This is a genomic window from Pseudomonas ekonensis (assembly GCF_019145435.1).
In the GTDB taxonomy this organism is placed as follows: Bacteria; Pseudomonadota; Gammaproteobacteria; order Pseudomonadales; family Pseudomonadaceae; genus Aquipseudomonas; species Aquipseudomonas ekonensis.
In genome coordinates this window covers 912,222-936,188 of record NZ_JAHSTS010000002.1, presented here as the reverse complement: position 1 = coordinate 936,188, position 23,967 = coordinate 912,222, and the positions used below count along the sequence as shown (strand labels likewise).

The window sequence follows — 23,967 nt, the reverse complement described above, 5'->3', positions numbered from 1 at the left end:
GCGTCTTGACCGAGGCCATCGCCAGCAGGCTGGCGCCCACAGGTATCGCGGGCGAACGCCGAACCTGTGAACCCCTCGGACACTGTGGGAGCGAGCCTGCTCTCGATAGCGGTCTGCCTGTCAGTGGTGTTGTGACTGACAGGCCGCCATCGCGGGCAAGCCCGCTCCCACAGGTATCGCGGGCGAACGCCGAATCTGTGAACCCCTCGGACAGTGTGGAAGCGAGCCTGCTCGCGATAGCGGTCTGCCTGTCAGTGGTGTTGTGACTGACATGACGCCATCGCGGGCAAGCCCGCTCCCACAGGTGTCGCGGGCGAACGCCGAACCTGTGAACCCCTCGGACACTGTGGGAGCGAGCTTGCTCGCGATAGCGGTCTGTCAGCCAAAAAAGGATGGGCCTGACACGCGGCCATCGCGGGCAGGCTCGCTCCTGCAGAGGTTCAGGGCTGGGTGACGGCGCCGGGCACGAGGGGCAGTTCCAGTCTGGCGATGAAGCCGCCCTGCGGGTGATTGGCCAGCACCAGCGCGCCGCCGTGCCGTTCCGCCGCACGGCGGGCGATCGCCAGGCCCAGGCCGTGGCCGGCGGCGGTCTGGCCCGGTGCGCGGTAGAACGGCTCGCCCAACTGGCTCAAATGTTCGTCCTGCACCCCCGGCCCGTGGTCGCGCACGCTGACCACGATCCGCTCGCCCTGGCGCGCAGCCTGCAGTTCGATCGGCCGGTCCTGAGGGTTGAAGCGCTGGGCGTTGCGCAGCAGGTTGTCCACGGCCCGTTCGATCATGGTCGGCCAGCCGGTCAGCGCCAGGTGCGGTTCGGCCTCCAGGCGCACGGCCTGGTCCGGTGAGCCGAGCTGCGCATCTTTTTGCAGGGCGCCGAGCAGGGCGTTCAGGTCCACGTCTTCGGCGCTGGCGTTGTCGGCGTCGACCCGCGCCAGCACCAGGATTTCACTGATCAGCGCTTCCAGCCGGTCGCATTCGCGGGCCAGGCGCGGCCACAGCCTTTCCCGTTCTTCGGGGCTGGCCCGCTCGGCCAGCGCCAGGGCGATGCGCAGCCGGGCCAGCGGTGAGCGCAATTCATGGGACACGTCGCGCAGCAGTTGCCGCTGACTGCCGATCAGGCTTTGCAGGCGTGCGCCCATGCGGTTGAAGTCGTTGGCCAGCACGCCGAATTCGTCGCGGCGGTTGGCCAGTTGCGCCAGGCTGTTCTGCTGATAGGTGGTCTGCCCCAGGTCGTGCACGGCGCCGCGCAGGCGGTTGAGCGGCCGGGTGATGGAAAACGTCACCAGCAGGCTGAACAGGGTCAGCACCACCAGCGCGATGCCCAGCGCGCTCAACGGCCACAGCAGGCTTTCGCGGTGCCAGGCGTCGAGTTCCGGGTGCGGGATGCGGTAGATGAACAGGTAGGTGTCGCCGCTCTTGGCGCTGGTGTATTCGTCGGTCAGGCGCCGCCAGGGCAGGCGGCGGTCGTCGTTGTTCTGGCGGGCCTCGAACGCGGCGGCGCGGCGCGGGAAGGTGCCGCGCACCACCGGGTCGCCGCTTTCGTTGAGCACCTGCACGTCGATGTGGTACTGGCGTTTGCGCTGCTCAAGGATGTCCTGGGCGGCGTCTTCGCCCTGGCTTTCGTAGGTCTGCGTCCACTCGGCGGCCAGGGTGTTGAGGCCCGGGTGGCGGCTGAGGATCCACGCGTCCTGGTTGAGCATGTGCCCCATCAGGATGGAGAGCCCTGCAACCAGAGCGATGGCCAGCCAGAAGCTGGCCAGGATACGCCAGAACAGTGAACGCACAGACAGTCCTCGGTCAGACCTGCATCCCACAGGGGATCAAACAAGAAAGACCCGACGGGGGAGGCCGTCGGGTCCGGGGTTCAGGACATTATTGCGCCTTTTGCGGCTGTTGCGCTTTCCAGGCCTTGAATTCGGCCCATTCGGCGCGGCGCTCGGCCTGCTTCTTCTGGATCTCGTCGAATTTCTTCTGCTGATCCGGCTTCAGCACGGCGCGTACGTCGGCTTCGGCTTTCTTGTGGTTGGCCGCCATCTCATCCTTCATGGCTTTCTGGTCGGCCGGCGACAGTTTCTCCAGGTACTTGTCGACCACTTGACGGCGCTCGTGCATCTGCTCGCCCATGATCTTGCGGATCTGCTCGCGCTGTTCGCGGGACAGGTCCAGCTGGCTGTACGGGCCTTTGCCGTGCATGCCGTGCATCTGGCCGCCGTGGTGCGGGCCGTCCAGCGGGCCGCCCATCGGGCCTGCGCCTTCCGGCATGGCCATGGCGACGGTCGGCAGGGCAGCGGCGAACATCAGAGCGATGAGGGTCTTGCGCATGGTGTATCTCCTTGTCTCGTTCCCGGTACGTTCCGGATGGGTACAGATTACGGAGATCAAGGTCAGCGGCGGTCAGCGCTGGGTAAAGCTTGAGTAAAGACGTTCCGGCGCCGGCCTGACAAAACTGACGCAGCGTCAGAGGCTGTAGTAGTAGCCGCGGCTGCGCAGGGCCACGATGCGCGGGCGGCCGTCGGGGTGCGGGCCGATCTTTTTGCGCAGGTTGCTGACGTGCATGTCCAGGCTGCGGTCGTAGAGGGTCAGCTTGCGGCCGAGGGCGATCTGCGCCAGTTCCTGTTTGTCCAGCGGCTCGCCGGGCTGCTTGAGCAGGGCTTCGAGCAGGCGGCTTTCGGAGACGGTGAGGGTGAGCTCTTTCTCGTTGATGCTGACCACGCCGCGCACCGGGCTGAAGCTCAGGTCGCCCAGCTCAAGCTGGGTCGACACGGCCGCCGGGTGGCTGCGGCGCAGCACGGCGCGCAGACGGGCGGTCAGCTCGCGGGGGTCGCAGGGCTTGGCCAGGTAGTCGTCGGCGCCCAGCTCCAGGCCGAGGATGCGGTCCAGCGGTTCGCCCCGGGCCGACAGCATCAGCACCGGCAGGTCGGCGTGGTCGCTGCGCAGTTGCTTGAGCAGTTCCAGGCCGCTGCCGTCGGGCAGCATCACGTCCAGCACCACCGCCGCCGGCGCGGATTCGGCCAAGGCCTTGCGGGCGCTCTGGCCGTCGTGGCAGGCGCGCACCTGGAAACCTTCCTGGCTCAGCCAACTGCTCAGGAGTTCGCACAGCTCCTGGTCGTCATCTATCAGTAACAGCTCGCTCATGACTCACTCAATTTAGCCATTGCCGACGCGTTCTGCGTCCACCACCGGCAAAGATACCGCACAGCAGCGCCAATAGCGCAACGGCGGCCCCGGTGACGAACCACTGCTGCTGCTCGGTCAGCAGACGCGGCAGCGGGCTGGACTGGGCTTCCTTGAGTTGCAGTTTCAGGCGCTGGTTCTCCTGACGCAACCGGGCCAGTTGCGGGCTTTCGCGTTCGCTGTCGGCATTCTGCAGCTGTTTGCTCAGTTCTTCCCGCTGCTGCTCGCTGGCCTTGAGGCGCTGCTGCAGCTCGGTGATCTGCGTGCCGGCGCTCAGCGACAGCGGCGTGGAATTGCCGTTTTCGACGCTTTCTTCGCCATGGGCGGGTGCCATGACCGACAGCGTGACCCACATCAGACACAACGGACCCTTGCGCATCGCGACTCCTGTTTCCCATTGGATAGTGGGCAGGTTGTCGGCCGGCAAACGAGAATAATGAGCGATTGAGAGCGCGATGAACCGGGAAGGTTCATCGCCTGGGGACGTCGGCGGGAAAAGTTACGGCAGGACTTGCTTGAACGGCTTGACGATGACGTTGGCGTAGACGCCGGCGGCGATGTACGGGTCGGCGTCGGCCCAGGCCTGCGCGGCGGCCAGGGAATCGAACTCGGCGACGATCAGGCTGCCGGAGAAGCCCGCCGCGCCCGGATCATTGCTGTCGACCGCCGGGTGCGGGCCGGCCAGCACGATGCGGCCTTCGCCCTTGAGCGCTTGCAGACGCTCAAGGTGCGCAGGGCGCGCGGCCAGGCGGGCTTCCAGGGAGTTGGCGACGTCGGTGGCAATGATGGCGTAAAGCATGTCAGTCCTCGGTTTTTGGCGTTGTGGTATCGGCGTCGTGCAGGTGACGGGACAGGTAGATGCCCTGTCCGACCAGGAACAGCACGGTCATGCCCAGGCTGCCGAACACCTTGAAGTCGACCCAGATGCTCTGGAAGGTGAAGGCGACGAACAGGTTGGCGGCCCCGCAGAACAGGAAGAACGCGATCCAGGCGATGTTCAGGCGCAGCCACACCGGATCCGGCAGGCTCAGGGCGTGGCCCATGATGCGCTTGATCAGCAGGCGGTCGCCGATGAAATGGCTGCCGATGAAGGCCAGGGCGAACAGCCAGTTGACCACCGGGGCTTTCCACTTCAGGAAGGTCTCGCTGTGGAAGGCCAGCGTCAGGCTGCCGAACACCAGGCAGGCGACGAGGGTCAGCCACTGGCTCTTCTCCAGCTTGCGCTGCTTGACGAACAGCGCGCCGTAGACCACCAGGGAACTGACGATCAGCATCGCGGTGGCGCTGTAGATGCCGCCTACGGTCAGCTCGTGGCCGGCGACGTCGACGGTGCGCGGATCGAGTTTGTAGACGATGAAGAACAGCAGGAGCGGGATGAAATCGATGAATTGTTTCACAGTGAGAGCCAGAAGCTGGATGTGGCGGCATAATAACAAACATACGGGCGCGCGATAGCGCCAGCTGATTTGAGGTTACACATCCCCGTGAATGTCGATTTGCACTGCCACAGCACAGCCTCCGACGGCGCCCTGGCGCCGGCGGCACTGGTTGCGCGAGCGTTCGAGAACGGCGTGCGGATCCTGTCCCTGACCGATCACGACACCCTGGAAGGCCTGGCCGAAGCGCGCGCGGCCGCCGAAGGCCTGGGCATGCAACTGATCAACGGCGTCGAGCTGTCGTGCACCTGGGGCGGGGCGACCATTCATGTGCTGGGCTACGGCTTCGACGTCGACGCCGCACCGTTGGTCGAGGCCATCGCCCAACTGCGCGACGGCCGCTGGCTGCGTTCCGAGGAGATCGGCCGCAAGCTGGCCCAGAAGGGCATGCCCGGCGCATTCGAAGGCGCGCGGCAGATCCAGCAGGCGCTGGGCGACAGCGGCAACGCGCCGGCCCGTCCGCATTTTGCCGACTGGATGGTGCGCGAAGGCTTCGTCAAGGACCGCGCCGAGGCGTTCCGCAAATGGCTGGGCGCCGGCAAGCTGGGGGATGTCAAGCAGCACTGGCCGACCCTGGAGGATACCGTCGCGACCCTGCGGGCCGCCGGGGCCTGGGTCAGCCTGGCGCATCCTTGGCACTACGATTTCACCCGCAGCAAGCGCCGCCGGCTGATTGCCGACTATATTCAAGCGGGCGGACAGGCGCTTGAGGTGGTCAACGGCCACCAGCCGGCGGAGCAGGTGGGCAGCCTCTCGATCCTGGCCCGCGAATTCGGTCTGCTGGTCACCGCCGGCAGTGATTTCCATGGCCCTGGTGGCTGGTCCGAGATCGGCCAGTACCGGCCGGTGCCGGAGGACCTGCCGCCCCTGTGGCGCCGGTTCAAACATGACCCAGTTATCGCGGCCGTCTGAACAGGAAGAGAATGTGAGTCAATTTTTCCAGATCCATCCGGAAAACCCGCAGGCGCGCCTGATCAAACAGGCGGTCGAGATCATCCGCAAGGGCGGGGTGGTGATTTATCCCACGGACTCTTCCTACGCCATCGGTTGCCAAATTGGCGACAAGAGCGCCATCGAGCGCGTCCGCCGCCTGCGCCAACTGGACGACAAGCACAACTTCGCACTGATCTGCAGCGATCTGTCGCAACTGGGCAATTACGCCAAGATCGACACCGGCACGTTCCGCATCCTCAAGGCCCACCTGCCGGGGCCGTACACCTTCATCCTCAATGCTACCCGCGAAGTGCCGCGCCTGCTGCTGCACCCCAAGAAACGCACCATCGGCCTGCGGGTGCCGAGCCATCCGATCGCCCTGGCGCTGCTGGACGAGCTGGGCGAACCGCTGATGAGCGTGACCCTGATCATGCCCGGCGACGAGGATCCGTTGAGCGATCCCTATGAGATGCGCCAGTTGCTCGAGCATCAGGTGAATCTGATCATCGATGGCGGTTTCGGCGGCATCAAGGCCTCTACCGTGATCGACCTGACCGGCGACGACCCGGAAGTGATCCGCGTCGGCTGCGGCGACCCGACCCCGTTCATGGTCGAGGCCTGAATGTCCGCCGTCGAAACCGTCGATCCCCAGGCCGGAGCCCAGCAGGAACTGCCGTTCGCCATGGTCTATGGCCAGGCCGTCACGCAGCTGCCGATTGACCTGTACATCCCGCCGGACGCGCTGGAGGTGTTCCTCGAAGCCTTCGAGGGCCCGCTCGACCTGCTGCTGTACCTGATCCGCAAGCAAAACATCGACATCCTCGACATCCCGGTGGCGGAAATCACCCGCCAGTACATGGGCTACGTCGAGCTGATGCAGTCGGTGCGCCTGGAGCTGGCCGCCGAATACCTGGTGATGGCCGCGATGCTCGCCGAGATCAAGTCGCGGATGCTGCTGCCCCGGGCCGAGACCGTCGAGGACGAGGAGGAAGACCCCCGGGCCGAGCTGATCCGCCGCCTGCAGGAGTACGAGCGCTTCAAGTCCGCCGCCGAAGGCATCGACGAGCTGAGCCGGGTCGGCCGAGACGTGATCGTGCCCAAGCTCGATGCCCCCCAGGCCCAGGTGCGCAAGCTGCACCCGGACGTGATCCTGGAAGAGCTGCTGATGTCCATGTCCGAGGTGCTGCGCCGGGGCGACATGTTCGAAAGCCACCAGGTCAGCCGAGAGGCGCTGTCCACCCGCGAACGCATGAGCGATGTGCTCGAACGCCTCAAGGGCGGCGGGTTTGTGCCGTTCGTCGAGCTGTTCACCGCCGAGGAAGGCCGGCTCGGGGTGGTGGTGACCTTCATGGCGGTCCTTGAGCTGGTCAAGGAATCCTTGGTCGAGCTGGTGCAGAATGAGCCGTTCGCCGCGATCCACGTGCGAGCCCGAGCCGAATAACGAGTCGAAACATGAACCTGACTGAACCCCGCGAGCTGGCCCCCCTGCTTGAAGCCTTCCTGTTGGCTTCGGGAAAGCCGCAATCCCTTGAGCGCCTGTTCGAACTGTTCGAAGAAGGCGAACGGCCGGAGCCGGCAGTCTTCAAGAAGGCCCTGACCCTGCTGGGCAAGTCCTGCGAAGGCCGGGCGTTCGAGCTCAAGGAGGTGGCCTCCGGCTACCGCCTGCAGATCCGCGAGAAGTATTCGCCGTGGGTCGGCCGCCTGTGGGAGGAGCGCCCGCAGCGCTACTCCCGTGCCTTGCTGGAAACCATGGCGCTGATCGCCTACCGCCAGCCCATCACCCGTGGCGAAATCGAAGACGTGCGGGGCGTGGCGGTCAACAGCAACATCGTCAAGACTTTGATCGAGCGCGAGTGGATCCGCATCGTCGGCTACCGCGACGTGCCGGGCAAACCGGCGATGTTCGCCACCACCAAGGCGTTCCTCGATCACTTCAACCTCAAGAGCCTCGACGAACTGCCGCCGCTGGCGGAACTGCGCGAGATCGAGCCGGAACCGATGCTCGACTTCGACGACGCCCCGGTGCCGCCGAGCCTCCAGGAGCAGGCCGACGCCAGCGCCGAGCCCGAGGAGCCGAAGGAGGAAACCAGTTTCCACACCCTGCTGCTGGAGCTGGACAGCATGGAGGAGGGGATCAAGACCGATTTCGACGACCTGCTGCGCGACGGACTGGAAGAGGGCGGGACGCCGGACGGTTTCGAAGACGTGCCGGGACCTGAGTCGGTATCTGAACCCGAGCCTGAACCTGAACCTGAACCTGAGCCCGAAGAAGACATCCTCGGCGTCGCCGAAGCCAGGGAAAAGCTGCTGGCCGCCGTCGCCGCACTTGAACGGCCGGAACCTGAACTGAGCGACGAAGAAGCCGAAGCCCGCGCCCTGGCCGAAGCCATCGAAGCCGAGCGCCTCGAGCGCGAAGACTGACGCCAACACCTGTAGGAGCGAGCCTGCTCGCGAAGGCGGCAGTCCATTCGGAATCGATGTGTCAGACCAGCCGCCATCGCCAGCAGGCTGGCTCCCACAGGTTTGCCTATCCGACGTCGGAGAAATGCATGAGCTCAACCAAAGACCCCTGCATCGATGTCTGCAAGTTCGGCGACGACATCTGCCTGGGCTGCGGCCGCAGCAAGCGCGAGATCAAGGCCTGGAAGAAGCTCGACAAGGACGACCGGCGCACGGTGCTGGCCGAGGCCGCGCTGCGCCTGGCCAAGTTGGGCGCCACCGGTCGGCGGAAAAAGAAATGAACGTTCGCGCGTCAGCTAGTCTCTGATGCGCGAACGGCCATATCCGCGTATGATTCGCGGCCCTTCGGCGAACCCTTCGCCCGAACACACAGTTTCCAATGCTACAGGGCGCCCTTTCAGGGGCCCTGGACAGACCACACCGGGAGGTGCCCAGATGAGCGACATCGAACAGCAAGACGACCAGCCAACCCCGCCTGCAGGCGAAAAACTGCAGAAGGTCCTCGCCCGCATCGGCGTGGGCTCGCGCCGTGACGTCGAGGCCTGGATCAGCCAGGGCCGGATCAAGGTCAACGGCAAGGACGCGACCCTCGGCGTGCGGGTCGACCTGCACGACGCCATCACCATCGACGGCAAAGTGATCAAGCGCGAAGAATCCGCCGAGTCCGTGCGCCGCGTGATCATGTACAACAAGCCCGACGGCGAGATCTGCACCCGCGACGACCCGGAAGGCCGCCCGACCGTGTTCGACAAGCTGCCGCGTCCGAAAGAGGGCCGCTGGATCAACATCGGCCGCCTCGACATCAACACCACTGGCCTTTTGATGTTCACCACCGACGGTGAACTGGCCAACCGCCTGATGCACCCGTCCTACGAGATGGACCGCGAATACGCGGTGCGCGTGCGCGGCGAGGTGGACGACGAAATGATCGACCGGCTCAAGGCCGGCGTCATGCTCGAAGACGGTCCGGCGAAGTTCACCGACATTCAGCAGGCTCCGGGCGGCGAAGGCTTCAACCACTGGTACCACTGCGTGGTGATGGAAGGCCGCAACCGTGAAGTGCGTCGTCTGTGGGAATCCCAGGGCCTGGTGGTGAGCCGCCTGAAGCGCGTGCGTTTCGGCCCGGTCTTCCTCAACTCCGACCTGCCGATGGGCCGCTGGCGCGAAATGAGCCAGTACGAAATCGACATCCTGAGCGCCGAGGTCGGCCTGACCCCGGTGGCGTTGCCGCAACTGAACGCCAAGAGCAAGGACAAGATGGAGCGCCTGCAGCGCAAGTCGTCGCGGCCGATGGCCCGGGCCGACCGGGTGCGCACCCTGCGCCCGGCCAACGGCGCGCCGGCCACGCCGCGCACGGGCCGTGAGCCGCAGCTGGAAGGCGAGCGTCCAGGCCGCAAACCGGCCGCCCGCGGGGAGGGTGAGCGTGCACCCCGTGGCCGCAGCGAACGTGGCGAAGGCCGCGGTGCCCCAGCCGGCCGCGGTACGCCGGTGGCCGAGCGTCCGGCCGACACCAAGCGCCCGGCCAAGCCGGCGGCGAAGCGTCCGGGGATCAAGCTGACCGACGGCGACAAGCCAGCGGGCAAGCGCCGCAGCACGCCGAAGCCGCGTTAAGCTCCAGCCGGTGCGGTAAATGAAAAACGCCAACCTCAGGGTTGGCGTTTTTTTTGTGCCCGGCATTCAGTCATGCGGTGTCCGGCAATCCGTCTTCGCGGGCAAGCCCGCTCCCGCAAGGACAGCACTGTGCCCTGTGGGAGCGGGCTTGCCCGCGAAGAGGCCGGTGGCCTTGATGCAACTCCGGGTTCAGAGCACGAACCGCCCGTCGAACACCGGCTTGTCATCCAGCGCCAGCACGCCGCCGGAGAAGATCAGGTCCAGGTGATGGCTGCCCTTGGCGCCGCCGCCCAGGCCCAGGTGCAGGCCGCAATGGCGTTCCTCGAACCCGGCGTTGCGCGCATACAGCGACTTCACGCCTTCGTTGGTGCCGATGCCCAGCTCCTCGATCCGCCGGTTCGACGGGTTGGCGTCCAGGTACTTGTTGAAGTCGTGTTCCAGGCCCGGCACCTCGGTGGCGATACGCTGGATGGTCGAGTTCTCGATCCACAGTTCCAGCGGCGACTCCAGCACGCCGTACTTGCGGGCGAACGGAATGGTGCTGAGGAAGGTACCCTTGAACTTCACATGGCCGTTGATCGCCTCGCTGTGGGTGGCGATTTCGCCGGGGGCCAGGTCGAAGTTGCCGACGCCGTTGATGTCGGTCCACTTCTTGATGCTGCTCATGGGCGTTTCGAACCACGAGCCGTGCTCGTCGCTGAAGCTCAAGGTGGTGGCCTGGGACATGCGCTGGATCAGGTGGCTGTTGAGCCCGGCGATGCGCTGCGGCGCGATGCTGAAGGTGTCGTAGAAATAATCGCCGTAGTCCTTGAACAGCAGCGATTTCTTCCAGTTCTCCGCCATCACCCCTTGCAGGGCGCGTACGAAGTCCGGGCCGTCGGGGCGCGGGTTGGGCAGGGTGGAAGAGTCGTAGAAGAAAATGTAGAGATCGGTGTCGGCGATCGCCGAGGTCAGCGCGGCGGTGGATTCCAGATCCAGGCGCATGGCGTTGAAGCCGAAGCGCGGGTGATCGCCGGCCTGTTCGGCGATGGCGCCGGTCAGCGCTTCGTAGTCGGCGGTGTGGCCGAGCAGTACCTTCGCCGATTCGAGGCCGGCAAGGGCAGGGTGGTGTTCGAGGTAGTAAAGGAAGTGCGCAATCGCGCGTGGCTTGTCCATGGATGCTCCCTGACAGACCGTGTGGAATGCGGCGGGCACGACCGGCCGATCGTGCCCGCCCGGGAATGGCTTACAGAGGCCACATCGCCGTGCCGAACGGTACGACCGCGTCGGCTTGCATCATTTCCACGGCGGCTTCATGGGTCGGTGCTTCGAACCATTCGTCCAGTTGCAGTTCGGAGTCCAGGTCTTTTTCGATCGCTTGCATGGTCTATCTCCTAGATAACGTTCACGGTGGGAGCAACAGTGCGGCCCAAGGGCGGGTCACGCACTGACTCGCCGGTCGATGCGGCTCGGCGAGACGTGAAGAACGTAGACCAGCGCTTTTTGCATTGCAAAAAATCCTCTATTTAATTTTTAAATGGACTTTTTATTCCATTTTTCCTGGCGAATCTTTCTCATTGCAAAACAGTGACTAAATCGATTCACCTGATCGTTAGCGTCCTACCGTCAATTTGCAGACGGCTGTCGGAATTTTCTGAAATGGAATTTTTTCGTTACGGCTTGTATAGAAATATTTACGAAAATGCCGGAGAAACGACCTTAGCGCAGGGGCTTTTCGAGGGTGTAAGGAAAACCTGCCGAAGTGCCCGCCCCCGTGGGCTTCCCAAGGCTCTGGCCTGCTTGTTTCAGGGGCGTTTGGCAGGTGAGATGCGCCCCATGCCTGTCGTGCAGGTGCATAACAAGAAGGAGGCGCAATGAACGCCGCAATCCGTTTTTTCTCACCCCGTGGGACGTGGTTTCCGACGTCCGCGCCGATGGCCCGCAAAGGCCTGACCCTTCTTTTGCAGCCGCCCGGGCCTCCCGGGGCGGACACGTGCAATCCCGGCCCAAGGCAACGCTGATCCAGTGATGTCTGGCAGCAGGGGGTTGGCGGTGTACAATGCGCCGCGTTTGAACTGTGACTCCCTGCGTAATCGCGCAAACCTCAAGGCCATCCGCCTTGTTCACTCCGTCGCGCCACAAGCGTGCCGGGTTCGATTTCGTCACAGACAAGAACAAACAGGTGACGCATGAGTGTTGTTAAAGAGCTTAATTCCTGGTGCCTGCGCTGGGGTTTGATCGGGGTCGCCTGAAAATCGCGACCGTGCAGCAACGTCTACTGACCATCATCAAACCCTGCGTGAGACCCTTTTCATGAGTGGACAAAACCCGCAATCAGGCGAACTGAAACGCGGCCTGAAAAATCGCCACATTCAACTGATCGCCCTCGGCGGCGCCATCGGCACCGGCCTGTTCCTCGGCTCGGCCGGGGTGCTGAAGTCCGCCGGCCCGTCGATGATCCTCGGTTACGCCATCTGCGGCTTCATCGCGTTCATGATCATGCGCCAGCTGGGCGAGATGATCGTCGAAGAGCCGGTGGCCGGCTCCTTCAGCCATTTCGCGCACAAGTACTGGGGCGGCTTCGCCGGCTTCCTGTCGGGCTGGAACTGCTGGATCCTGTACATCCTGGTGGGCATGTCGGAGCTGACCGCGGTCGGCAAGTACATCCATTACTGGGCGCCGGAGATCCCGAGCTGGGTCACCGCGGCGGCCTTCTTCCTGCTGATCAACGCGATCAACCTGGCCAACGTCAAGGTCTTCGGCGAGGCCGAGTTCTGGTTCGCGATCATCAAGGTCGTGGCCATCGTCGGCATGATCGCCCTGGGCAGCTACCTGCTGGTCAGCGGCCACGGCGGCGAACAGGCCTCGGTGAGCAACCTGTGGTCCCACGGCGGGTTCTTCCCCAACGGCGTCAGCGGCCTGGTGATGGCCATGGCGATCATCATGTTCTCCTTCGGCGGCCTTGAGATGCTCGGCTTCACCGCAGCCGAAGCCGACAAGCCGAAGACCGTGATCCCGAAAGCGATCAACCAGGTGATCTACCGGATCCTGATCTTCTACATCGGCGCCCTGGTGATCCTGCTGTCCCTGACCCCATGGGACACGCTGTTGGCGACCCTGAACGCCTCCGGGGACTCCTACAGCGGCAGCCCGTTCGTGCAGGTGTTCTCGATGCTGGGCAGCAACACCGCCGCGCACATCCTCAACTTCGTGGTGCTGACCGCCGCGCTGTCGGTGTACAACAGCGGCACCTACTGCAACAGCCGCATGCTGCTGGGCATGGCCGAGCAGGGCGATGCGCCGAAAGGCCTGGCCAAGATCGACAAGCGCGGCGTGCCGGTGCGTTCGATCCTCGCTTCCGCCGCGGTGACGCTGGTGGCGGTGCTGCTCAACTACCTGATGCCGCAGCACGCGCTGGAGCTGCTGATGTCGCTGGTGGTGGCCACCCTGGTGATCAACTGGGCGATGATCAGCTACTCGCACTTCAAGTTCCGCCAGCACATGGACAAGACCGGCCAGAATCCGCTGTTCAAGGCCCTGTGGTACCCGTACGGCAACTATGTCTGCCTGGCGTTCGTCCTGTTCATCCTGGGCGTGATGCTGCTGATCCCTGGCATCCAGGTGTCGGTGTACGCGATTCCGGTGTGGGTCGTGTTCATGTGGGTCTGCTACGTGATCAAGAACAAGCGCAGCGCGCAGCACGCCGTGCCTGCGGCGGGCGTCGCCAAGTAAGCGTCAGATGCGGAAACGACAAACCCGGCCCCGTGCCGGGTTTGTCGTTTCTGGCCTTCCCGCCATGGATTGGCGGCAAGGGCAGGACGGTTTCGCGGTATCCTGCGCGCTCTGAATCCGGACGCTTTTCCATGCTGGCGATATCCAACAACGTGCACCTGCCCGACGCCGAGATCGAGCTGACCTACATCCGCGCCCAGGGCGCCGGCGGGCAGAACGTCAACAAGGTCTCCAGCGCCGTGCACCTGCGCTTCGACATTCCGGCCTCGTCGCTGCCCGAGTTCTACAAGGAGCGCCTGCTGGCGCTGCGCGACGGCCGCATCACCGCCGACGGCGTGCTGATCATCAAGGCCCAGCAATACCGCACGCAGGAGCAGAACCGCGCCGATGCGCTGGAGCGCCTCGCCGAGCTGATCCAGGGCGCCGTCAAGGTCGAGAAGAAGCGCCGTCCGACCAAGCCGACCCTGGGCTCCAAGAAGCGTCGGCTGGAGTCCAAGGCCAAGCGCGGCAACATCAAGGCCGGCCGGGGCAAGGTGGAGTTCTAGGCTCTGTGCGAAAAGCCTTGATACTCGGTGATGCTGCGTTGAAAACAGCCTTGCCTGACCTTCGTCTCAAGACTTTTCACACAGACCCTAGTCCTGCGGGTATTTGCGCGTGTGCCGGTACAGGTAGACGCTCAGCGCCAGGCCGCTCAGCGCCGCCAGCGCCGCGAACAGGAAGATAGAAGCGAAGCCGAACCCCGCCGCGATCGCCCCGGCCAGCGGCCCGGTGATCCCCAGCGACAGGTCGATGAACAGCGAGTAGGCGCCCACCGCCGCACCGCGGCTGGAGGCCGGCACCAGGTTCACCGCCTCGACGCCCAGCGCCGGGAACACCAGCGAGAAGCCGAAGCCGCTGAGCGCCGCCCCGGCCAGCGCCCAGTGGGCGTCCGGCGCCAGCCACAGCAGCAACAGGCCGAGGGTCTCCACCGACAGGCAGGCGATCGCCACGCGGAAGCCGCCGAGGCGGTTGATCAGGTTGCCGAACAGCAGCCGTGCGCCGATGAAGCTGGCGCCGAACAGGCTCAGGCACAGCACGGCGTTGTCCCACTGGCGGGTGGCGTAGTACAGGGTGATGAAGGTGGCGATGGTGCCGAAGCCGATCGAGCCCAGCGCCAGGCCGCAGCCGTGGGGGAAGACGCGCCCCAGCACATGCATGAACGGCAGGCGTTCACCGGCGACGATGGGCGCGGCGGTCTTCGGCCAGGCCAGCAGCAGCCCCAGCGCCGCCAGCAGGATGATGCTCACGCCCATGCTCCACAGGCCCAGGCGGCCGACCAGCCACACCCCCAGCGGCGCGCCGACCGCGAGGGCGCCGTAGCTGGCGATGCCGTTCCAGGAAATGACCTTGGCGGTGTTCGCCGCGCCGACCCGGCCGATCCCCCAGCCGATGGAGCCCGAGCCCACCAGGCTTTCCGCGCTGCCCAGCACCAGCCGGCCGATGAGCAGACTGATCAGGCTGATCAGCGGCAAGTTCGGCGTCCACGCCGAGATCAACATGAACACGCCGCTCAGGCCGCAGCCCGCCAGCCCGATCATCACCGCACGCTTGCTGCCCTTGTTGTCGATGATCTTGCCGGCGTAGGGGCGGCTGAGCAGGGTGGCCAGGTATTGCACGCTGATCACCAGCCCGGCGATCACCGCGCCGAAGCCCAGGTCGCTGTGGACGTAGCCGGGCAGCACGGCGAGCGGAATGCCGATGTTGAGGTAGCCGATGAAGGTGAACAGGACGATGGAGACGACTTGCAGCGTGACCGCCAGGGGGCGCCGGGTTTCTGACATGGGGAACGATCCACGGGACAGGCAGGATAGATAGGCTGCTTATGATACCGGCGTGGATGGGGCAGGGGCGCGCAAAAGTAAAACTATTTGTCGGGGGCGACCAATTGCGTGGTGACCAGCGCGGCCAGGGCGTTCTCTTCGCTGCCGAAGCGGGCGAGCAGGGCGGCCTGCTTTTCCGGCGGCAGACGGCTCCAGATTTCGATCATGCGCTCGGTGGCGTCGATCAGGACGGCGGCCTGCTGTTCGTTGAAGGAATCGTCGGTCATGGCGGGGGCGGCTTTCAGGCAGTGTGGAAAGCGCATGTTAGCGCTTTCCACACGGTCTGTACGGCGGGTTTTACTCTTCGCTGTCGGCCGGGCGGCCTTCGGCGGCTTCTTTGGGCTCGGGCTGTTGGGCGCCGGCCTGTTGCGGGGTCGTCTGCTCAGGTACGTGCAGGCTTGGGAAGGGGAGATTCGGAATCTCGTGCATGGTTGCGCTCCTCGCTAAGTCTGTTGATAGATCTGGTAGATCCGCGCTTTGAAAAAAGCCTGGGAAGGATACAGCACTGAAAATGACAATCAGGCTTTCATGTCCGTTTATTTCGACGGGCGGGATTGTCTAGACAGGTCAATGGCGGGAATGCGCAAGCCGGCGTCTGGATTCTGCTCGGCGGTGCCTGGGCTGACGTCATCGCGGGCAAGCCCGCTTCCGCAGGGGAGGTTGCAACGCCTTGTGGGGGCGGATTTGCCCGCCCCCACAAGGGATTTAGCGGCAGACCTTGGCGATGGCCTCGGCCAGCAGATCCAGGCGGGTGGCGTCGATGCCGGCCACGTTGGCCCGGCCCGAGCTGACCATGTACACGCTGTGGTGGTCGCGCAGGTTTTTCACTTGCTCCGGCGACAGGCCGGTGTAGGAGAACATCCCGCGCTGCACGCCGATGTGGGCGAAGCGCTCACGCAGGCCGTGGGGCTCCAGCGCCTCGACCAGACCGCTGCGCAGTTGGGCGATGCGCAGGCGCATGGCTTCCACTTCGTCGGCCCAGCGGCGTTTGAGCTCCGGGTCGTCGAGGATGGTCGCCACCACCGCCGCGCCATGGTCCGGCGGCGTCGACCACAGATTGCGGGCGATGTGCGCCAGTTGGCTGCGCACGTCGGTCAGCTTGTCGGCGGTTTTCGCGCAGACGATCAGCGCGCCGGTGCGGTCGCGGTACAGGCCGAAGTTCTTCGAGCAGGAGCTGGTGATCAGCACCTCCGGCAGTTCGGCGGCGAACAGCCGGGTCGACCAGGCGTCCTGCTCCAGGCCGTCGCCGAAGCCCTGGTAGGCGAAGTCGATCAGCGGCAGCAAGTCGCGGCTGCGCACCACCTCCAGCACCCGGTGCCAGTCGTCGTGGCTCAGGTCGAAGCCGGTCGGGTTGTGGCAGCAGGCGTGCAGCAGCACCACATCGCCCTTCGGTGCCTGGCTGAGCGCGGCGATCATCGCGTCCACGTCGAGGCGGTTGTCGCTGCTGACGTAAGGGTAGTGGCTGATCTTGACGCCGGCCGCCGCGAAAATGGTTTCGTGGATCGGCCAGGTCGGGTCGCTCAGCCATACGCCACGGCCCGGCAGGCAGTGGGCGATGAAGTCGGCGGCCAGGCGCAGGGCACCGGTGCCGCCCGGGGTCTGGGTGGCGCCGGCGCGCTGCTGGGCGATCAGGGCCGACTCTGCGCCCAGCACCAGTTCATTGATGACCTTGCCGAACAGCGGGTTGCCATGGCCGCCGATGTAGGTCTTGGTGGTCTGGCTGTCCACCAGGCGCGCCTCGGCGATCTTCACCGCTTCGGGGATCGGCGTCAGGCCCTGGGCATCCTTGTAGACGCCCACGCCGAGGTCGAACTTGCGCGGGTCGGGATCCTGCGCGTAGGCCTCCATCAGGCCGAGGATCGGGTCGCCGGGCACCCGGCCGATGGCGTCGAAGTGCATCACTTGCGTCCTTCTGCGGTCTTGGCCACGTCGTCGGTGCGGGCGGCCATGATGAAGTCGTTGCGGTGCAGGCCCTTGATCGAGTGGCTCCACCAGGTCACGGTGACCTTGCCCCATTCGGTCAGCAGGCCAGGGTGGTGGCCTTCGGCCTCGGAGATGTCGCCCACGGCGTTGGTGAAGGCCAGCGCGTGCTTGAAGTTCTTGAACAGGTAGACCTTTTCCAGCTGCATGATCCCGTCGCGCACTTCGATGTTCCAGTCAGGGATCTGCTTGATCAGGATCGGCAGCTCTTCGTCGCTGACTTGTGGCGCATCGGCACGGCAGGCTTCGCAATGGGCTTGGTTCAAACTGGACATGGCATGTTTCCTGAAATCGGGTGTGTGTTTTTTTTATGGGGCGTATCGGTCGTCTGTGTCGCCACGCTAAACCAAAGCGGCGGCGACGGACAGACTCACTTGCAAGTCAAACCTGCGGGTCACGCGGCCTTGGGCTTGGGCGGAAACTTCGGTGCGTGCAGGCCCAGCTCCATGCCTTGCTTGACCATGGCCATGATGTCTTCGTGGGCCAGGTCGAACAGGCGCTTGAGGTTCGGCAGGACGAAGTACAGCGGCTGCAGGATGTCGATGCGGTAAGGGGTGCGCATGGCTTCCAGCGGGTCGAAGGCCTGGTGCTCGGGCTCGCCCGACAGGCTGTACACGGTCTCCTTCGGCGAAGACAGGATGCCGCCGCCGTAGATGCGCTTGCCTTGCGGGGTGTCCAGCAGGCCGAACTCGATGGTCATCCAGTACAGGCGCGCCAGGTACACGCGCTCTTCCTTGGTGGCCTGCAGGCCGAGCTTGCCGTAGGTGTGGGTGAATTCGGCGAACCAGGGGTTGGTCAGCAGCGGGCAGTGGCCGAAGATCTCGTGGAAGATGTCCGGCTCTTGCAGGTAGTCCAGTTCTTCACGGGTGCGGATGAAGGTGGCCACCGGAAACCGTTTGCTGGCGAGCAGTTCGAAAAAGGTCTGGAACGGGATCAGCGCCGGCACGCGGGCGACCTGCCAGCCGGTGGTCTCGCCGAGCACCTTGTTGATTTCGCCCAGTTGCGGGATGCGGTCGTGGGGCAGGCCGAGCTTCTCGATGCCGTCCAGGTATTCCTGGCACGCGCGGCCCTCGATCACTTTCATCTGACGGGTGATCAGCGTGTTCCACACCGCATGCTCTTCGGCGGGGTAGTCGATAAAACCGTTCGCATCGGGCTCGCGGGCCACGTATTGCGTGTGCTTCATACTGCTCTCCTGCGAGGGGAATTCGTTCTTGTTATGTCCTGCGATGGACTCAGAATTAGCGCAGGCGGGGCGGGAATGCAGCAGGTCGGTACAGGTTTGTCGTAGGAAAAGTCTCTGTAATTCGTAAACTATTCGTTACGCTTTGTGGGGCGGGTCGCGTTTGCGGTGGTTTTCGGGTTTGAAAGCGCGCCCGCGTGTCACATAATCTTGACGACTGTTTTCGCCTCCCGACAGAAATTCAGGGCAGTGCCGCCCGCAGAGATGTGCATCGGGCATTCCATCCATTCACCGCTATCCGAGCTTTCTATGCGTATCAAAGTCCACTGCCAGAACCGCATCGGCATCCTGCGCGACATCCTCAACCTGCTGGTGGAGTACGGCATCAACGTCGCCCGCGGCGAGGTGGGCGGGGAGCACGGCAACGCGATCTACCTGCATTGCCCGAACCTGATCAACCTGCAGTTCCAGGCGCTGCGGCCCAAGTTCGAGGCCATCGCCGGGGTGTTCGGGGTCAAGCGGGTCGGGCTGATGCCCAGCGAACGCCGGCACATGGAACTCAATGCGCTGCTCGGGGCCCTGGAGTTCCCGGTGCTGTCGATCGACATGGGCGGCTCGATCGTCGCGGCCAACCGGGCGGCGGCGCAACTGCTTGGGGTGCGGGTGGATGAGGTGCCGGGCATTCCCCTGTCGCGCTACGCCGAGGACTTCGACCTGCCGGAGCTGGTGCGCGCCAACAAGTCGCGGATCAACGGCATGCGGGTCAAGGTCAAGGGCGACATCTTCCTGGCCGACATCGCGCCGCTGCAATCGGAGCACGACGACAGCGAGGCCATGGCCGGGGCGGTGCTGACCCTGCACCGGGCCGACCGGGTCGGCGAGCGCATCTATAACGTGCGCAAACAGGAGCTGCGCGGCTTCGACAGCATCTTTCAGAGCTCCAGGGTCATGGCGGCAGTGGTGCGCGAGGCCCGGCGCATGGCGCCGCTGGATGCGCCGCTGCTGATCGAAGGCGAGACCGGCACCGGCAAGGAGCTGCTGGCGCGGGCCTGCCACCTGGCCAGCCCGCGCGGCCAGTCGCCGCTGATGGCGCTCAACTGCGCCGGCCTGCCGGAGTCGATGGCCGAGACCGAGCTGTTCGGCTACGGCCCTGGCGCCTTCGAAGGCGCGCGAGCCGAAGGCAAGCTCGGGCTGCTGGAGCTGACGGCGGGCGGCACGCTGTTTCTCGACGGCGTGGGCGAGATGAGCCCGCGCCTGCAAGTGAAGCTGCTGCGCTTTCTGCAGGACGGCTGCTTCCGTCGGGTGGGCAGCGACGAAGAGGTGTACCTGGATGTGCGGGTGATCTGCGCGACCCAGGTGGATTTGTCCGAGCTGTGCGCCCGGGGCGAGTTCCGTCAGGATCTCTACCATCGGCTCAACGTGCTGTCGCTGCACATTCCGCCCCTGCGCGAGTGCCTCGACGGCCTGACGCCGCTGGTGGAGCATTTCCTCGACCAGGCCAGCCGGCAGATCGGCTGCCCGCTGCCCAGGCTTGCGCCGGCGGCGATGGATCGCCTCAGTCATTACCACTGGCCGGGCAACGTGCGGCAACTGGAGAATGTGCTGTTCCAGGCGGTTTCCCTTTGCGACGGCGGGACGGTCAAGGCCGAGCACATCCGCCTGCCGGATTACGGCGTGCGTCAGCCGCTTGGCGATTTTTCGCTGGAGGGCGGCCTGGACGAAATCGTCGGGCGCTTCGAGAAGGCGGTGCTGGAGCGGCTGTACGCCGAGCACCCGAGCAGCCGGCAACTGGGCAAGCGGCTGGGGGTCTCGCACACCACCATCGCCAATAAACTGCGCGAGTACGAGGTGGGTAAAGACCCCGAGGCCTGAGCGATCCCAGGGCGCTTGCTCCCGCTTGAGCGCAAGGCGCTCACCTGCTTGGGGCCGCTGCGCGGCCCGGCGGGAGCGAGCTCCCTCGCCACAGGTTTCACCACAGGTCATCTCGCCGCACATTGCCGCCAAGCGGCAGGAGCGCGCCGGTTTTTCGTCTTCGATACATTCCCCCGATTCCCTGCTGAACCCCTCAAGTCCTTTGTTTACCGGGCTGTCGGCCGCCAGAAAAAAGTTGGTCTGCAAATTGCTTATGGCTTCGCAGTACAGCAGTGGGCGGCAAACGTCCGGCAGGCAGAGGAATCAGCGTGGACAAGTACCTTTATGTGGCAATGACCGGCGCCAGCCAGAACGCACTGGCGCAGAAGGCTCATGCCAACAACCTGGCGAACATCTCCACCAACGGCTTTCAGCGCGACCTGGAGCAGGCGCGTTCGATGCCGGTGTTCGGCGACAGCTTTCCGGCGCGTGCGTTTGCCATGAGCGAACGGCCGGCCACGGACTTCAGCCCAGGCTCGCTGGTGCAGACCGGGCGCGACCTGGACGTGGCCGTGAGCGGCAACGGCTGGATCGCCGTGCAGAACCCCAACGGCGGCGAGAGCTACGTGCGCACCGGCAGCCTCAATATCGACGCCCTGGGCGTGCTGCGCGCCGGCAACGGCATGCCGGTCATGGGTAACGGCGGGCCGATCGCCGTGCCGCCGGAGCAGCAGGTGGAGGTCGGCGAAGACGGCACCATCAGCATCCGCGCGATGGGCGAGGGCCCGCGGGTCATGGCCGAGGTCGACCGCATCAAGCTGGTCAACCCGGACATCAAGACCATCACCAAGGGCCTGGACGGTTCGATCCACACCAAGGACGGCCAGCCTGCGCCGGCCGACGCCAACGTCAAACTGGTGTCGGGGTTCCTGGAGTCGAGCAACGTCAACGCCGTCGAAGAGATGACCTCGGTGCTGGCCCTGGCCAAGCAGTTCGAGTTGCACGTCAAGATGATGAACACCGCCAAAGACGACGACCAGGCCATGGCTCGGGTCTTGCAGATCAGCTAATTATCAGAACGTCGCGCCGTAAAACAGGCGCACGAGGAGAATCGAATGCTTCCGGCTCTATGGGTTGCCAAAACCGGTCTGTCCGCCCAGGACACCAACCTGACCACCATTTCCAACAACCTGGCCAACGTGTCGACCACGGGCTTCAAGCGCGACCGCGCCGAGTTCCAGGACCTGCTGTATCAGATCAAGCGTCAGCCAGGCGCCCAGTCCACCCAGGACAGCGAACTGCCGTCGGGCCTGCAAGTGGGCACCGGCGTGCGCATCGTCGGCACCCAGAAGAACTTCACCCCCGGCAGTCTGCAGACCACCGAGCAGCCGCTGGACATGGCCATCGACGGCCGCGGTTTCTTCCAGATCCTGCAGCCGGACGGCACCACGTCCTACACCCGTGACGGTACCTTCCACCTGGACTCCAACGGCCAGATCGTCAACGCCAACGGTTTCGCCCTGGAGCCGGCCATCGTCATCCCGAACAACGCCCAGACCTTCACCGTGGGCAAGGACGGCACCGTCTCGATCACCGTCGCCGGCAACCCGGCCTCCCAGGTGATCGGCAACCTGCAGACCGCCGACTTCATCAACCCGGCCGGCCTGCAGGCCATCGGCAGCAACCTGTTCCTGGAGACCGCCGCCTCCGGCGCGCCGCAGGTCGGCACCCCGGGCCTGAACGGCTTCGGCACCACCGAGCAGAACATGCTGGAAACCTCCAACGTCAGCACCGTGGAAGAGATGGTCAACATGATCACCACCCAGCGCGCGTACGAGATGAACTCCAAGGTGATCTCCACCGCCGACCAGATGCTCTCGTTCGTAACGCAGAATCTGTAATCAAGTCCGAACGGCGGCCATGAGGCCGCCGGCAACACCGTGAGGTAAAGGGTCATGAATCGCTTTGTATCCGTTCTGGCATTGAGTGGGGCGGTCTCGCTCGCGGGCTGCGTCGCGCCGACGCCCAAGCCCAATGACCCTTATTACGCCCCGGTGCTGCCGCGCACGCCGCTGCCGTCGGCGGCCAACAACGGCTCGATCTACCAGGCCGGCTTCGAGCAGAACCTGTACAGCGACCGCAAGGCGTTCCGGGTCGGTGACATCATCACCATCACCCTGAACGAGAAGACCCAGGCCAGCAAGAACGCCAACTCCCAGGTGGCCAAGAACAGCAAGACCGGCATCGGCCTGACTTCGCTGTTCGGCGGCAGCGGCACCACCAACAACCCGTTGGGCGGCAATGACCTGAGCCTGGACGTCGGCTACAGCGGCGACCGCGCGACCAAGGGCGACAGCAAGGCGGCCCAGGGCAACACCCTGACCGGCTCGATCACCGTGACCGTGGCCGACGTGCTGCCCAACGGCATCATCGCCGTGCGCGGCGAGAAGTGGATGACCCTCAACACCGGCGACGAGCTGGTGCGGATCGCAGGCCTTGTGCGTGCCGATGACATCGCCACCGACAACACCGTGTCCTCGACCCGGGTCGCCGATGCGCGCATCACCTATTCGGGCACCGGTTCGTTCGCCGATGCGAGCCAGCCAGGCTGGTTCGACCGTTTCTTCCTCAGCCCGCTGTTCCCTTTCTAGGTGGCTACTTTGAATTTCAAGCGCCTCATGATGGCCGCGCTGTTGTTGTCGGCGGCCTTCAACGCACACGCCGAACGGCTGAAGGACATCGCCAGCATTTCCGGCGTGCGTTCCAACCAGTTGATCGGCTACGGCCTGGTGGTCGGCCTCAACGGCACCGGCGACCAGACCACGCAGACCCCGTTCACCCTGCAGACCTTCAACAACATGCTCTCGCAGTTCGGCATCAAGGTGCCGCCGGGATCGGGCAACGTGCAGCTCAAGAACGTCGCGGCCGTGTCGGTCAGCGCCGACCTGCCGGCGTTCGCCAAGCCGGGTCAGCAGATCGACATCACCGTCTCCTCCATCGGCAACTCCAAGAGCCTGCGCGGCGGCACGCTGCTGCTGACCCCGCTCAAGGGCATCGACGGCAACGTCTATGCCGTGGCCCAGGGCAACCTGGTGGTCGGCGGCTTCGACGCCGAAGGCCGTGACGGCTCCAAGATCACCGTCAACGTTCCGTCGGCTGGCCGGATCCCCGGCGGCGCCTCGGTGGAACGTGCGGTGCCGAGCGGTTTCAACCAGGGCAACAGCCTGACCCTGAACCTGAACCGTTCCGACTTCACCACCGCCAAGCGCATCGTCGACAAGATCAACGACATGCTCGGCCCTGGCGTGGCCCAGGCCATCGACGGCGGCTCGATCCGCGTCACCGCGCCGCTGGATCCGAGCCAGCGCGTGGACTACCTGTCGATCCTGGAGAACCTGGAAATCGATCCGGGCCAGGCGGTGGCGAAAGTCATCATCAACTCGCGCACCGGCACCATAGTCATCGGCCAGAACGTGAAAGTGGCACCGGCCGCCGTGACCCACGGCAGCCTGACCGTGACCATCACCGAAGACCCGATCGTCAGCCAGCCGGGCCCGTTGTCCAACGGCCAGACCGCCGTGGTGCCGCGCTCGCGGGTCAACGCCGAGCAGGAAGCCAAGCCGATGTTCAAGTTCGGCCCGGGCACCACCCTCGACGAGATCGTGCGTGCGGTGAACCAGGTCGGCGCAGCGCCGGGCGACCTGATGGCGATCCTTGAAGCATTGAAACAGGCCGGCGCGCTGCAAGCCGACCTGATCGTGATCTGAGGACG

27 protein-coding genes are annotated in these 23,967 nt (G+C 64.9%); 13 read left to right on the top strand and 14 right to left on the bottom strand.

Translation table 11 applies throughout. From position 1 onward, the window contains the following. Positions 1 to 440: 440 nt before the first annotated feature. The 6 genes from KVG96_RS17260 to KVG96_RS17235 form a co-directional block, all read right to left on the bottom strand. The gene (locus KVG96_RS17260; RefSeq protein ID WP_217893181.1) at positions 441 to 1,781 is read right to left on the bottom strand and encodes a sensor histidine kinase; all 1,341 of its coding nucleotides are present in this window, start codon (positions 1,779 to 1,781) and stop codon (positions 441 to 443) included. An 88-nt stretch (positions 1,782 to 1,869) separates the two neighbouring features. Continuing rightward, on the bottom strand, positions 1,870 to 2,319 hold the full coding sequence (locus KVG96_RS17255; protein ID WP_217893180.1) for a Spy/CpxP family protein refolding chaperone: 450 nt from the start codon (positions 2,317 to 2,319) through the stop codon (positions 1,870 to 1,872). A 135-nt stretch (positions 2,320 to 2,454) separates the two neighbouring features. Then, positions 2,455 to 3,132 carry a response regulator transcription factor gene (locus KVG96_RS17250; RefSeq protein WP_217893179.1) on the bottom strand — a complete coding sequence of 226 codons (678 nt, stop codon included), beginning with the start codon at positions 3,130 to 3,132 and terminating at the stop codon, positions 2,455 to 2,457. Between the two features lie 7 nt (positions 3,133 to 3,139). Continuing rightward, positions 3,140 to 3,550, bottom strand: coding sequence for a translation initiation factor 2 (locus KVG96_RS17245; protein ID WP_217893178.1), 411 nt, complete (start codon positions 3,548 to 3,550; stop codon positions 3,140 to 3,142). A 120-nt stretch (positions 3,551 to 3,670) separates the two neighbouring features. Beyond that, the gene (locus KVG96_RS17240; protein WP_217893177.1) at positions 3,671 to 3,970 is read right to left on the bottom strand and encodes a YciI family protein; all 300 of its coding nucleotides are present in this window, start codon (positions 3,968 to 3,970) and stop codon (positions 3,671 to 3,673) included. Position 3,971: 1 nt separating this feature from the next. After that, positions 3,972 to 4,568 (bottom strand): septation protein A, encoded by a 597-nt coding sequence (locus KVG96_RS17235; protein ID WP_217893176.1) that lies wholly within the window; start codon positions 4,566 to 4,568, stop codon positions 3,972 to 3,974. Positions 4,569 to 4,655: 87 nt separating this feature from the next. Between KVG96_RS17235 and KVG96_RS17230 the strand changes: the two genes are divergently transcribed. The 6 genes from KVG96_RS17230 to rluB all read left to right on the top strand — a co-directional run bounded on the left by KVG96_RS17230 (position 4,656) and on the right by rluB (position 9,611). Continuing rightward, entirely contained in the window at positions 4,656 to 5,519 is an 864-nt protein-coding gene (locus tag KVG96_RS17230; RefSeq protein ID WP_217893175.1) for a PHP domain-containing protein, read from the top strand. A 13-nt stretch (positions 5,520 to 5,532) separates the two neighbouring features. Beyond that, the gene (locus KVG96_RS17225) at positions 5,533 to 6,162 is read left to right on the top strand and encodes an L-threonylcarbamoyladenylate synthase (protein WP_217893174.1); all 630 of its coding nucleotides are present in this window, start codon (positions 5,533 to 5,535) and stop codon (positions 6,160 to 6,162) included. Then, on the top strand, positions 6,163 to 6,981 hold the full coding sequence (locus tag KVG96_RS17220) for a segregation and condensation protein A (RefSeq protein ID WP_496197698.1): 819 nt from the start codon (positions 6,163 to 6,165) through the stop codon (positions 6,979 to 6,981). Positions 6,982 to 6,992: 11 nt separating this feature from the next. Continuing rightward, on the top strand, positions 6,993 to 7,961 hold the full coding sequence (gene scpB, locus KVG96_RS17215) for an SMC-Scp complex subunit ScpB (RefSeq protein ID WP_217893173.1): 969 nt from the start codon (positions 6,993 to 6,995) through the stop codon (positions 7,959 to 7,961). Positions 7,962 to 8,089: 128 nt separating this feature from the next. Further along, on the top strand, positions 8,090 to 8,281 hold the full coding sequence (locus tag KVG96_RS17210; protein ID WP_217893172.1) for a DUF1289 domain-containing protein: 192 nt from the start codon (positions 8,090 to 8,092) through the stop codon (positions 8,279 to 8,281). Between the two features lie 154 nt (positions 8,282 to 8,435). After that, on the top strand, positions 8,436 to 9,611 hold the full coding sequence (gene rluB, locus KVG96_RS17205; RefSeq protein WP_217893171.1) for a 23S rRNA pseudouridine(2605) synthase RluB: 1,176 nt from the start codon (positions 8,436 to 8,438) through the stop codon (positions 9,609 to 9,611). 189 nt (positions 9,612 to 9,800) lie between these two features. Here the strand turns inward: rluB and KVG96_RS17200 are convergent, their stop codons facing one another. Continuing rightward, positions 9,801 to 10,766, bottom strand: a complete 966-nt coding sequence (locus KVG96_RS17200; protein WP_217893170.1) for a M29 family metallopeptidase — start codon at positions 10,764 to 10,766, stop codon at positions 9,801 to 9,803. Between the two features lie 70 nt (positions 10,767 to 10,836). Continuing rightward, positions 10,837 to 10,974: a hypothetical protein gene (locus tag KVG96_RS17195; protein ID WP_170930044.1), complete on the bottom strand. Its 138-nt coding sequence runs from the start codon at positions 10,972 to 10,974 to the stop codon at positions 10,837 to 10,839. A gap of 929 nt (positions 10,975 to 11,903) precedes the next feature. Between KVG96_RS17195 and KVG96_RS17190 the strand changes: the two genes are divergently transcribed. Both KVG96_RS17190 and arfB read left to right on the top strand, forming a co-directional pair. Further along, entirely contained in the window at positions 11,904 to 13,322 is a 1,419-nt protein-coding gene (locus KVG96_RS17190; RefSeq protein WP_217893169.1) for an amino acid permease, read from the top strand. Between the two features lie 131 nt (positions 13,323 to 13,453). After that, the gene (arfB, locus tag KVG96_RS17185; protein ID WP_217893168.1) at positions 13,454 to 13,867 is read left to right on the top strand and encodes an alternative ribosome rescue aminoacyl-tRNA hydrolase ArfB; all 414 of its coding nucleotides are present in this window, start codon (positions 13,454 to 13,456) and stop codon (positions 13,865 to 13,867) included. 87 nt (positions 13,868 to 13,954) lie between these two features. Here the strand turns inward: arfB and KVG96_RS17180 are convergent, their stop codons facing one another. The 6 genes from KVG96_RS17180 to phhA all read right to left on the bottom strand — a co-directional run bounded on the left by KVG96_RS17180 (position 13,955) and on the right by phhA (position 18,392). Beyond that, positions 13,955 to 15,142 carry an MFS transporter gene (locus KVG96_RS17180; protein ID WP_217893167.1) on the bottom strand — a complete coding sequence of 396 codons (1,188 nt, stop codon included), beginning with the start codon at positions 15,140 to 15,142 and terminating at the stop codon, positions 13,955 to 13,957. 83 nt (positions 15,143 to 15,225) lie between these two features. Further along, the gene (locus tag KVG96_RS17175) at positions 15,226 to 15,444 is read right to left on the bottom strand and encodes a hypothetical protein (RefSeq protein WP_217893166.1); all 219 of its coding nucleotides are present in this window, start codon (positions 15,442 to 15,444) and stop codon (positions 15,226 to 15,228) included. A gap of 34 nt (positions 15,445 to 15,478) precedes the next feature. Beyond that, positions 15,479 to 15,610, bottom strand: coding sequence for a hypothetical protein (locus KVG96_RS27650; RefSeq protein WP_264082383.1), 132 nt, complete (start codon positions 15,608 to 15,610; stop codon positions 15,479 to 15,481). Positions 15,611 to 15,886: 276 nt separating this feature from the next. Beyond that, positions 15,887 to 17,080, bottom strand: coding sequence for an amino acid aminotransferase (locus KVG96_RS17170; protein WP_225927419.1), 1,194 nt, complete (start codon positions 17,078 to 17,080; stop codon positions 15,887 to 15,889). Continuing rightward, entirely contained in the window at positions 17,080 to 17,436 is a 357-nt protein-coding gene (locus KVG96_RS17165; protein WP_085577848.1) for a 4a-hydroxytetrahydrobiopterin dehydratase, read from the bottom strand. Before KVG96_RS17165 ends, KVG96_RS17170 begins: the two co-directional genes overlap by 1 nt. 119 nt (positions 17,437 to 17,555) lie before the next feature. After that, positions 17,556 to 18,392 carry a phenylalanine 4-monooxygenase gene (phhA, locus tag KVG96_RS17160; protein WP_367617500.1) on the bottom strand — a complete coding sequence of 279 codons (837 nt, stop codon included), beginning with the start codon at positions 18,390 to 18,392 and terminating at the stop codon, positions 17,556 to 17,558. 261 nt (positions 18,393 to 18,653) lie between these two features. Here phhA and KVG96_RS17155 point away from each other — a divergent pair, with 261 nt between their 5' ends. The 5 genes from KVG96_RS17155 (at position 18,654) to KVG96_RS17135 (ending at position 23,962) form a co-directional block, all read left to right on the top strand. Further along, positions 18,654 to 20,216: a sigma-54-dependent transcriptional regulator gene (locus tag KVG96_RS17155; protein WP_217893163.1), complete on the top strand. Its 1,563-nt coding sequence runs from the start codon at positions 18,654 to 18,656 to the stop codon at positions 20,214 to 20,216. A gap of 308 nt (positions 20,217 to 20,524) precedes the next feature. After that, positions 20,525 to 21,265 (top strand): flagellar basal body rod protein FlgF, encoded by a 741-nt coding sequence (locus KVG96_RS17150; RefSeq protein WP_085577845.1) that lies wholly within the window; start codon positions 20,525 to 20,527, stop codon positions 21,263 to 21,265. A 45-nt stretch (positions 21,266 to 21,310) separates the two neighbouring features. After that, on the top strand, positions 21,311 to 22,096 hold the full coding sequence (flgG, locus tag KVG96_RS17145; protein ID WP_217893162.1) for a flagellar basal-body rod protein FlgG: 786 nt from the start codon (positions 21,311 to 21,313) through the stop codon (positions 22,094 to 22,096). Between the two features lie 54 nt (positions 22,097 to 22,150). Further along, entirely contained in the window at positions 22,151 to 22,846 is a 696-nt protein-coding gene (gene flgH, locus KVG96_RS17140; protein ID WP_217893161.1) for a flagellar basal body L-ring protein FlgH, read from the top strand. A 27-nt stretch (positions 22,847 to 22,873) separates the two neighbouring features. Further along, the gene (locus KVG96_RS17135) at positions 22,874 to 23,962 is read left to right on the top strand and encodes a flagellar basal body P-ring protein FlgI (RefSeq protein WP_085577892.1); all 1,089 of its coding nucleotides are present in this window, start codon (positions 22,874 to 22,876) and stop codon (positions 23,960 to 23,962) included. Positions 23,963 to 23,967: the final 5 nt, after the last annotated feature.

Excerpts from the sequence above, each read along its gene's own strand:
- KVG96_RS17175 (WP_217893166.1), bottom strand. The coding sequence starts at position 15,444 with ATGCGCTTTCCACACTGCCTGAAAGCCGCCCCCGCCATGACCGACGAT.
- KVG96_RS17155 (WP_217893163.1), top strand. The coding sequence starts at position 18,654 with ATGCGTATCAAAGTCCACTGCCAGAACCGCATCGGCATCCTGCGCGAC.
- scpB (WP_217893173.1), top strand. The coding sequence starts at position 6,993 with ATGAACCTGACTGAACCCCGCGAGCTGGCCCCCCTGCTTGAAGCCTTC.
- rluB (WP_217893171.1), top strand. The coding sequence starts at position 8,436 with ATGAGCGACATCGAACAGCAAGACGACCAGCCAACCCCGCCTGCAGGC.
- KVG96_RS17165 (WP_085577848.1), bottom strand. The coding sequence starts at position 17,436 with ATGTCCAGTTTGAACCAAGCCCATTGCGAAGCCTGCCGTGCCGATGCG.
- flgG (WP_217893162.1), top strand. The coding sequence starts at position 21,311 with ATGCTTCCGGCTCTATGGGTTGCCAAAACCGGTCTGTCCGCCCAGGAC.
- KVG96_RS17190 (WP_217893169.1), top strand. The coding sequence starts at position 11,904 with ATGAGTGGACAAAACCCGCAATCAGGCGAACTGAAACGCGGCCTGAAA.
- KVG96_RS17180 (WP_217893167.1), bottom strand. The coding sequence starts at position 15,142 with ATGTCAGAAACCCGGCGCCCCCTGGCGGTCACGCTGCAAGTCGTCTCC.
- KVG96_RS17220 (WP_496197698.1), top strand. The coding sequence starts at position 6,163 with ATGTCCGCCGTCGAAACCGTCGATCCCCAGGCCGGAGCCCAGCAGGAA.
- KVG96_RS17210 (WP_217893172.1), top strand. The coding sequence starts at position 8,090 with ATGAGCTCAACCAAAGACCCCTGCATCGATGTCTGCAAGTTCGGCGAC.
- KVG96_RS17200 (WP_217893170.1), bottom strand. The coding sequence starts at position 10,766 with ATGGACAAGCCACGCGCGATTGCGCACTTCCTTTACTACCTCGAACAC.
- KVG96_RS17255 (WP_217893180.1), bottom strand. The coding sequence starts at position 2,319 with ATGCGCAAGACCCTCATCGCTCTGATGTTCGCCGCTGCCCTGCCGACC.
- arfB (WP_217893168.1), top strand. The coding sequence starts at position 13,454 with ATGCTGGCGATATCCAACAACGTGCACCTGCCCGACGCCGAGATCGAG.
- KVG96_RS17245 (WP_217893178.1), bottom strand. The coding sequence starts at position 3,550 with ATGCGCAAGGGTCCGTTGTGTCTGATGTGGGTCACGCTGTCGGTCATG.
- KVG96_RS27650 (WP_264082383.1), bottom strand. The coding sequence starts at position 15,610 with ATGCACGAGATTCCGAATCTCCCCTTCCCAAGCCTGCACGTACCTGAG.
- flgH (WP_217893161.1), top strand. The coding sequence starts at position 22,151 with ATGAATCGCTTTGTATCCGTTCTGGCATTGAGTGGGGCGGTCTCGCTC.
- KVG96_RS17250 (WP_217893179.1), bottom strand. The coding sequence starts at position 3,132 with ATGAGCGAGCTGTTACTGATAGATGACGACCAGGAGCTGTGCGAACTC.
- KVG96_RS17170 (WP_225927419.1), bottom strand. The coding sequence starts at position 17,080 with ATGCACTTCGACGCCATCGGCCGGGTGCCCGGCGACCCGATCCTCGGC.
- KVG96_RS17135 (WP_085577892.1), top strand. The coding sequence starts at position 22,874 with ATGATGGCCGCGCTGTTGTTGTCGGCGGCCTTCAACGCACACGCCGAA.
- KVG96_RS17240 (WP_217893177.1), bottom strand. The coding sequence starts at position 3,970 with ATGCTTTACGCCATCATTGCCACCGACGTCGCCAACTCCCTGGAAGCC.
- KVG96_RS17195 (WP_170930044.1), bottom strand. The coding sequence starts at position 10,974 with ATGCAAGCGATCGAAAAAGACCTGGACTCCGAACTGCAACTGGACGAA.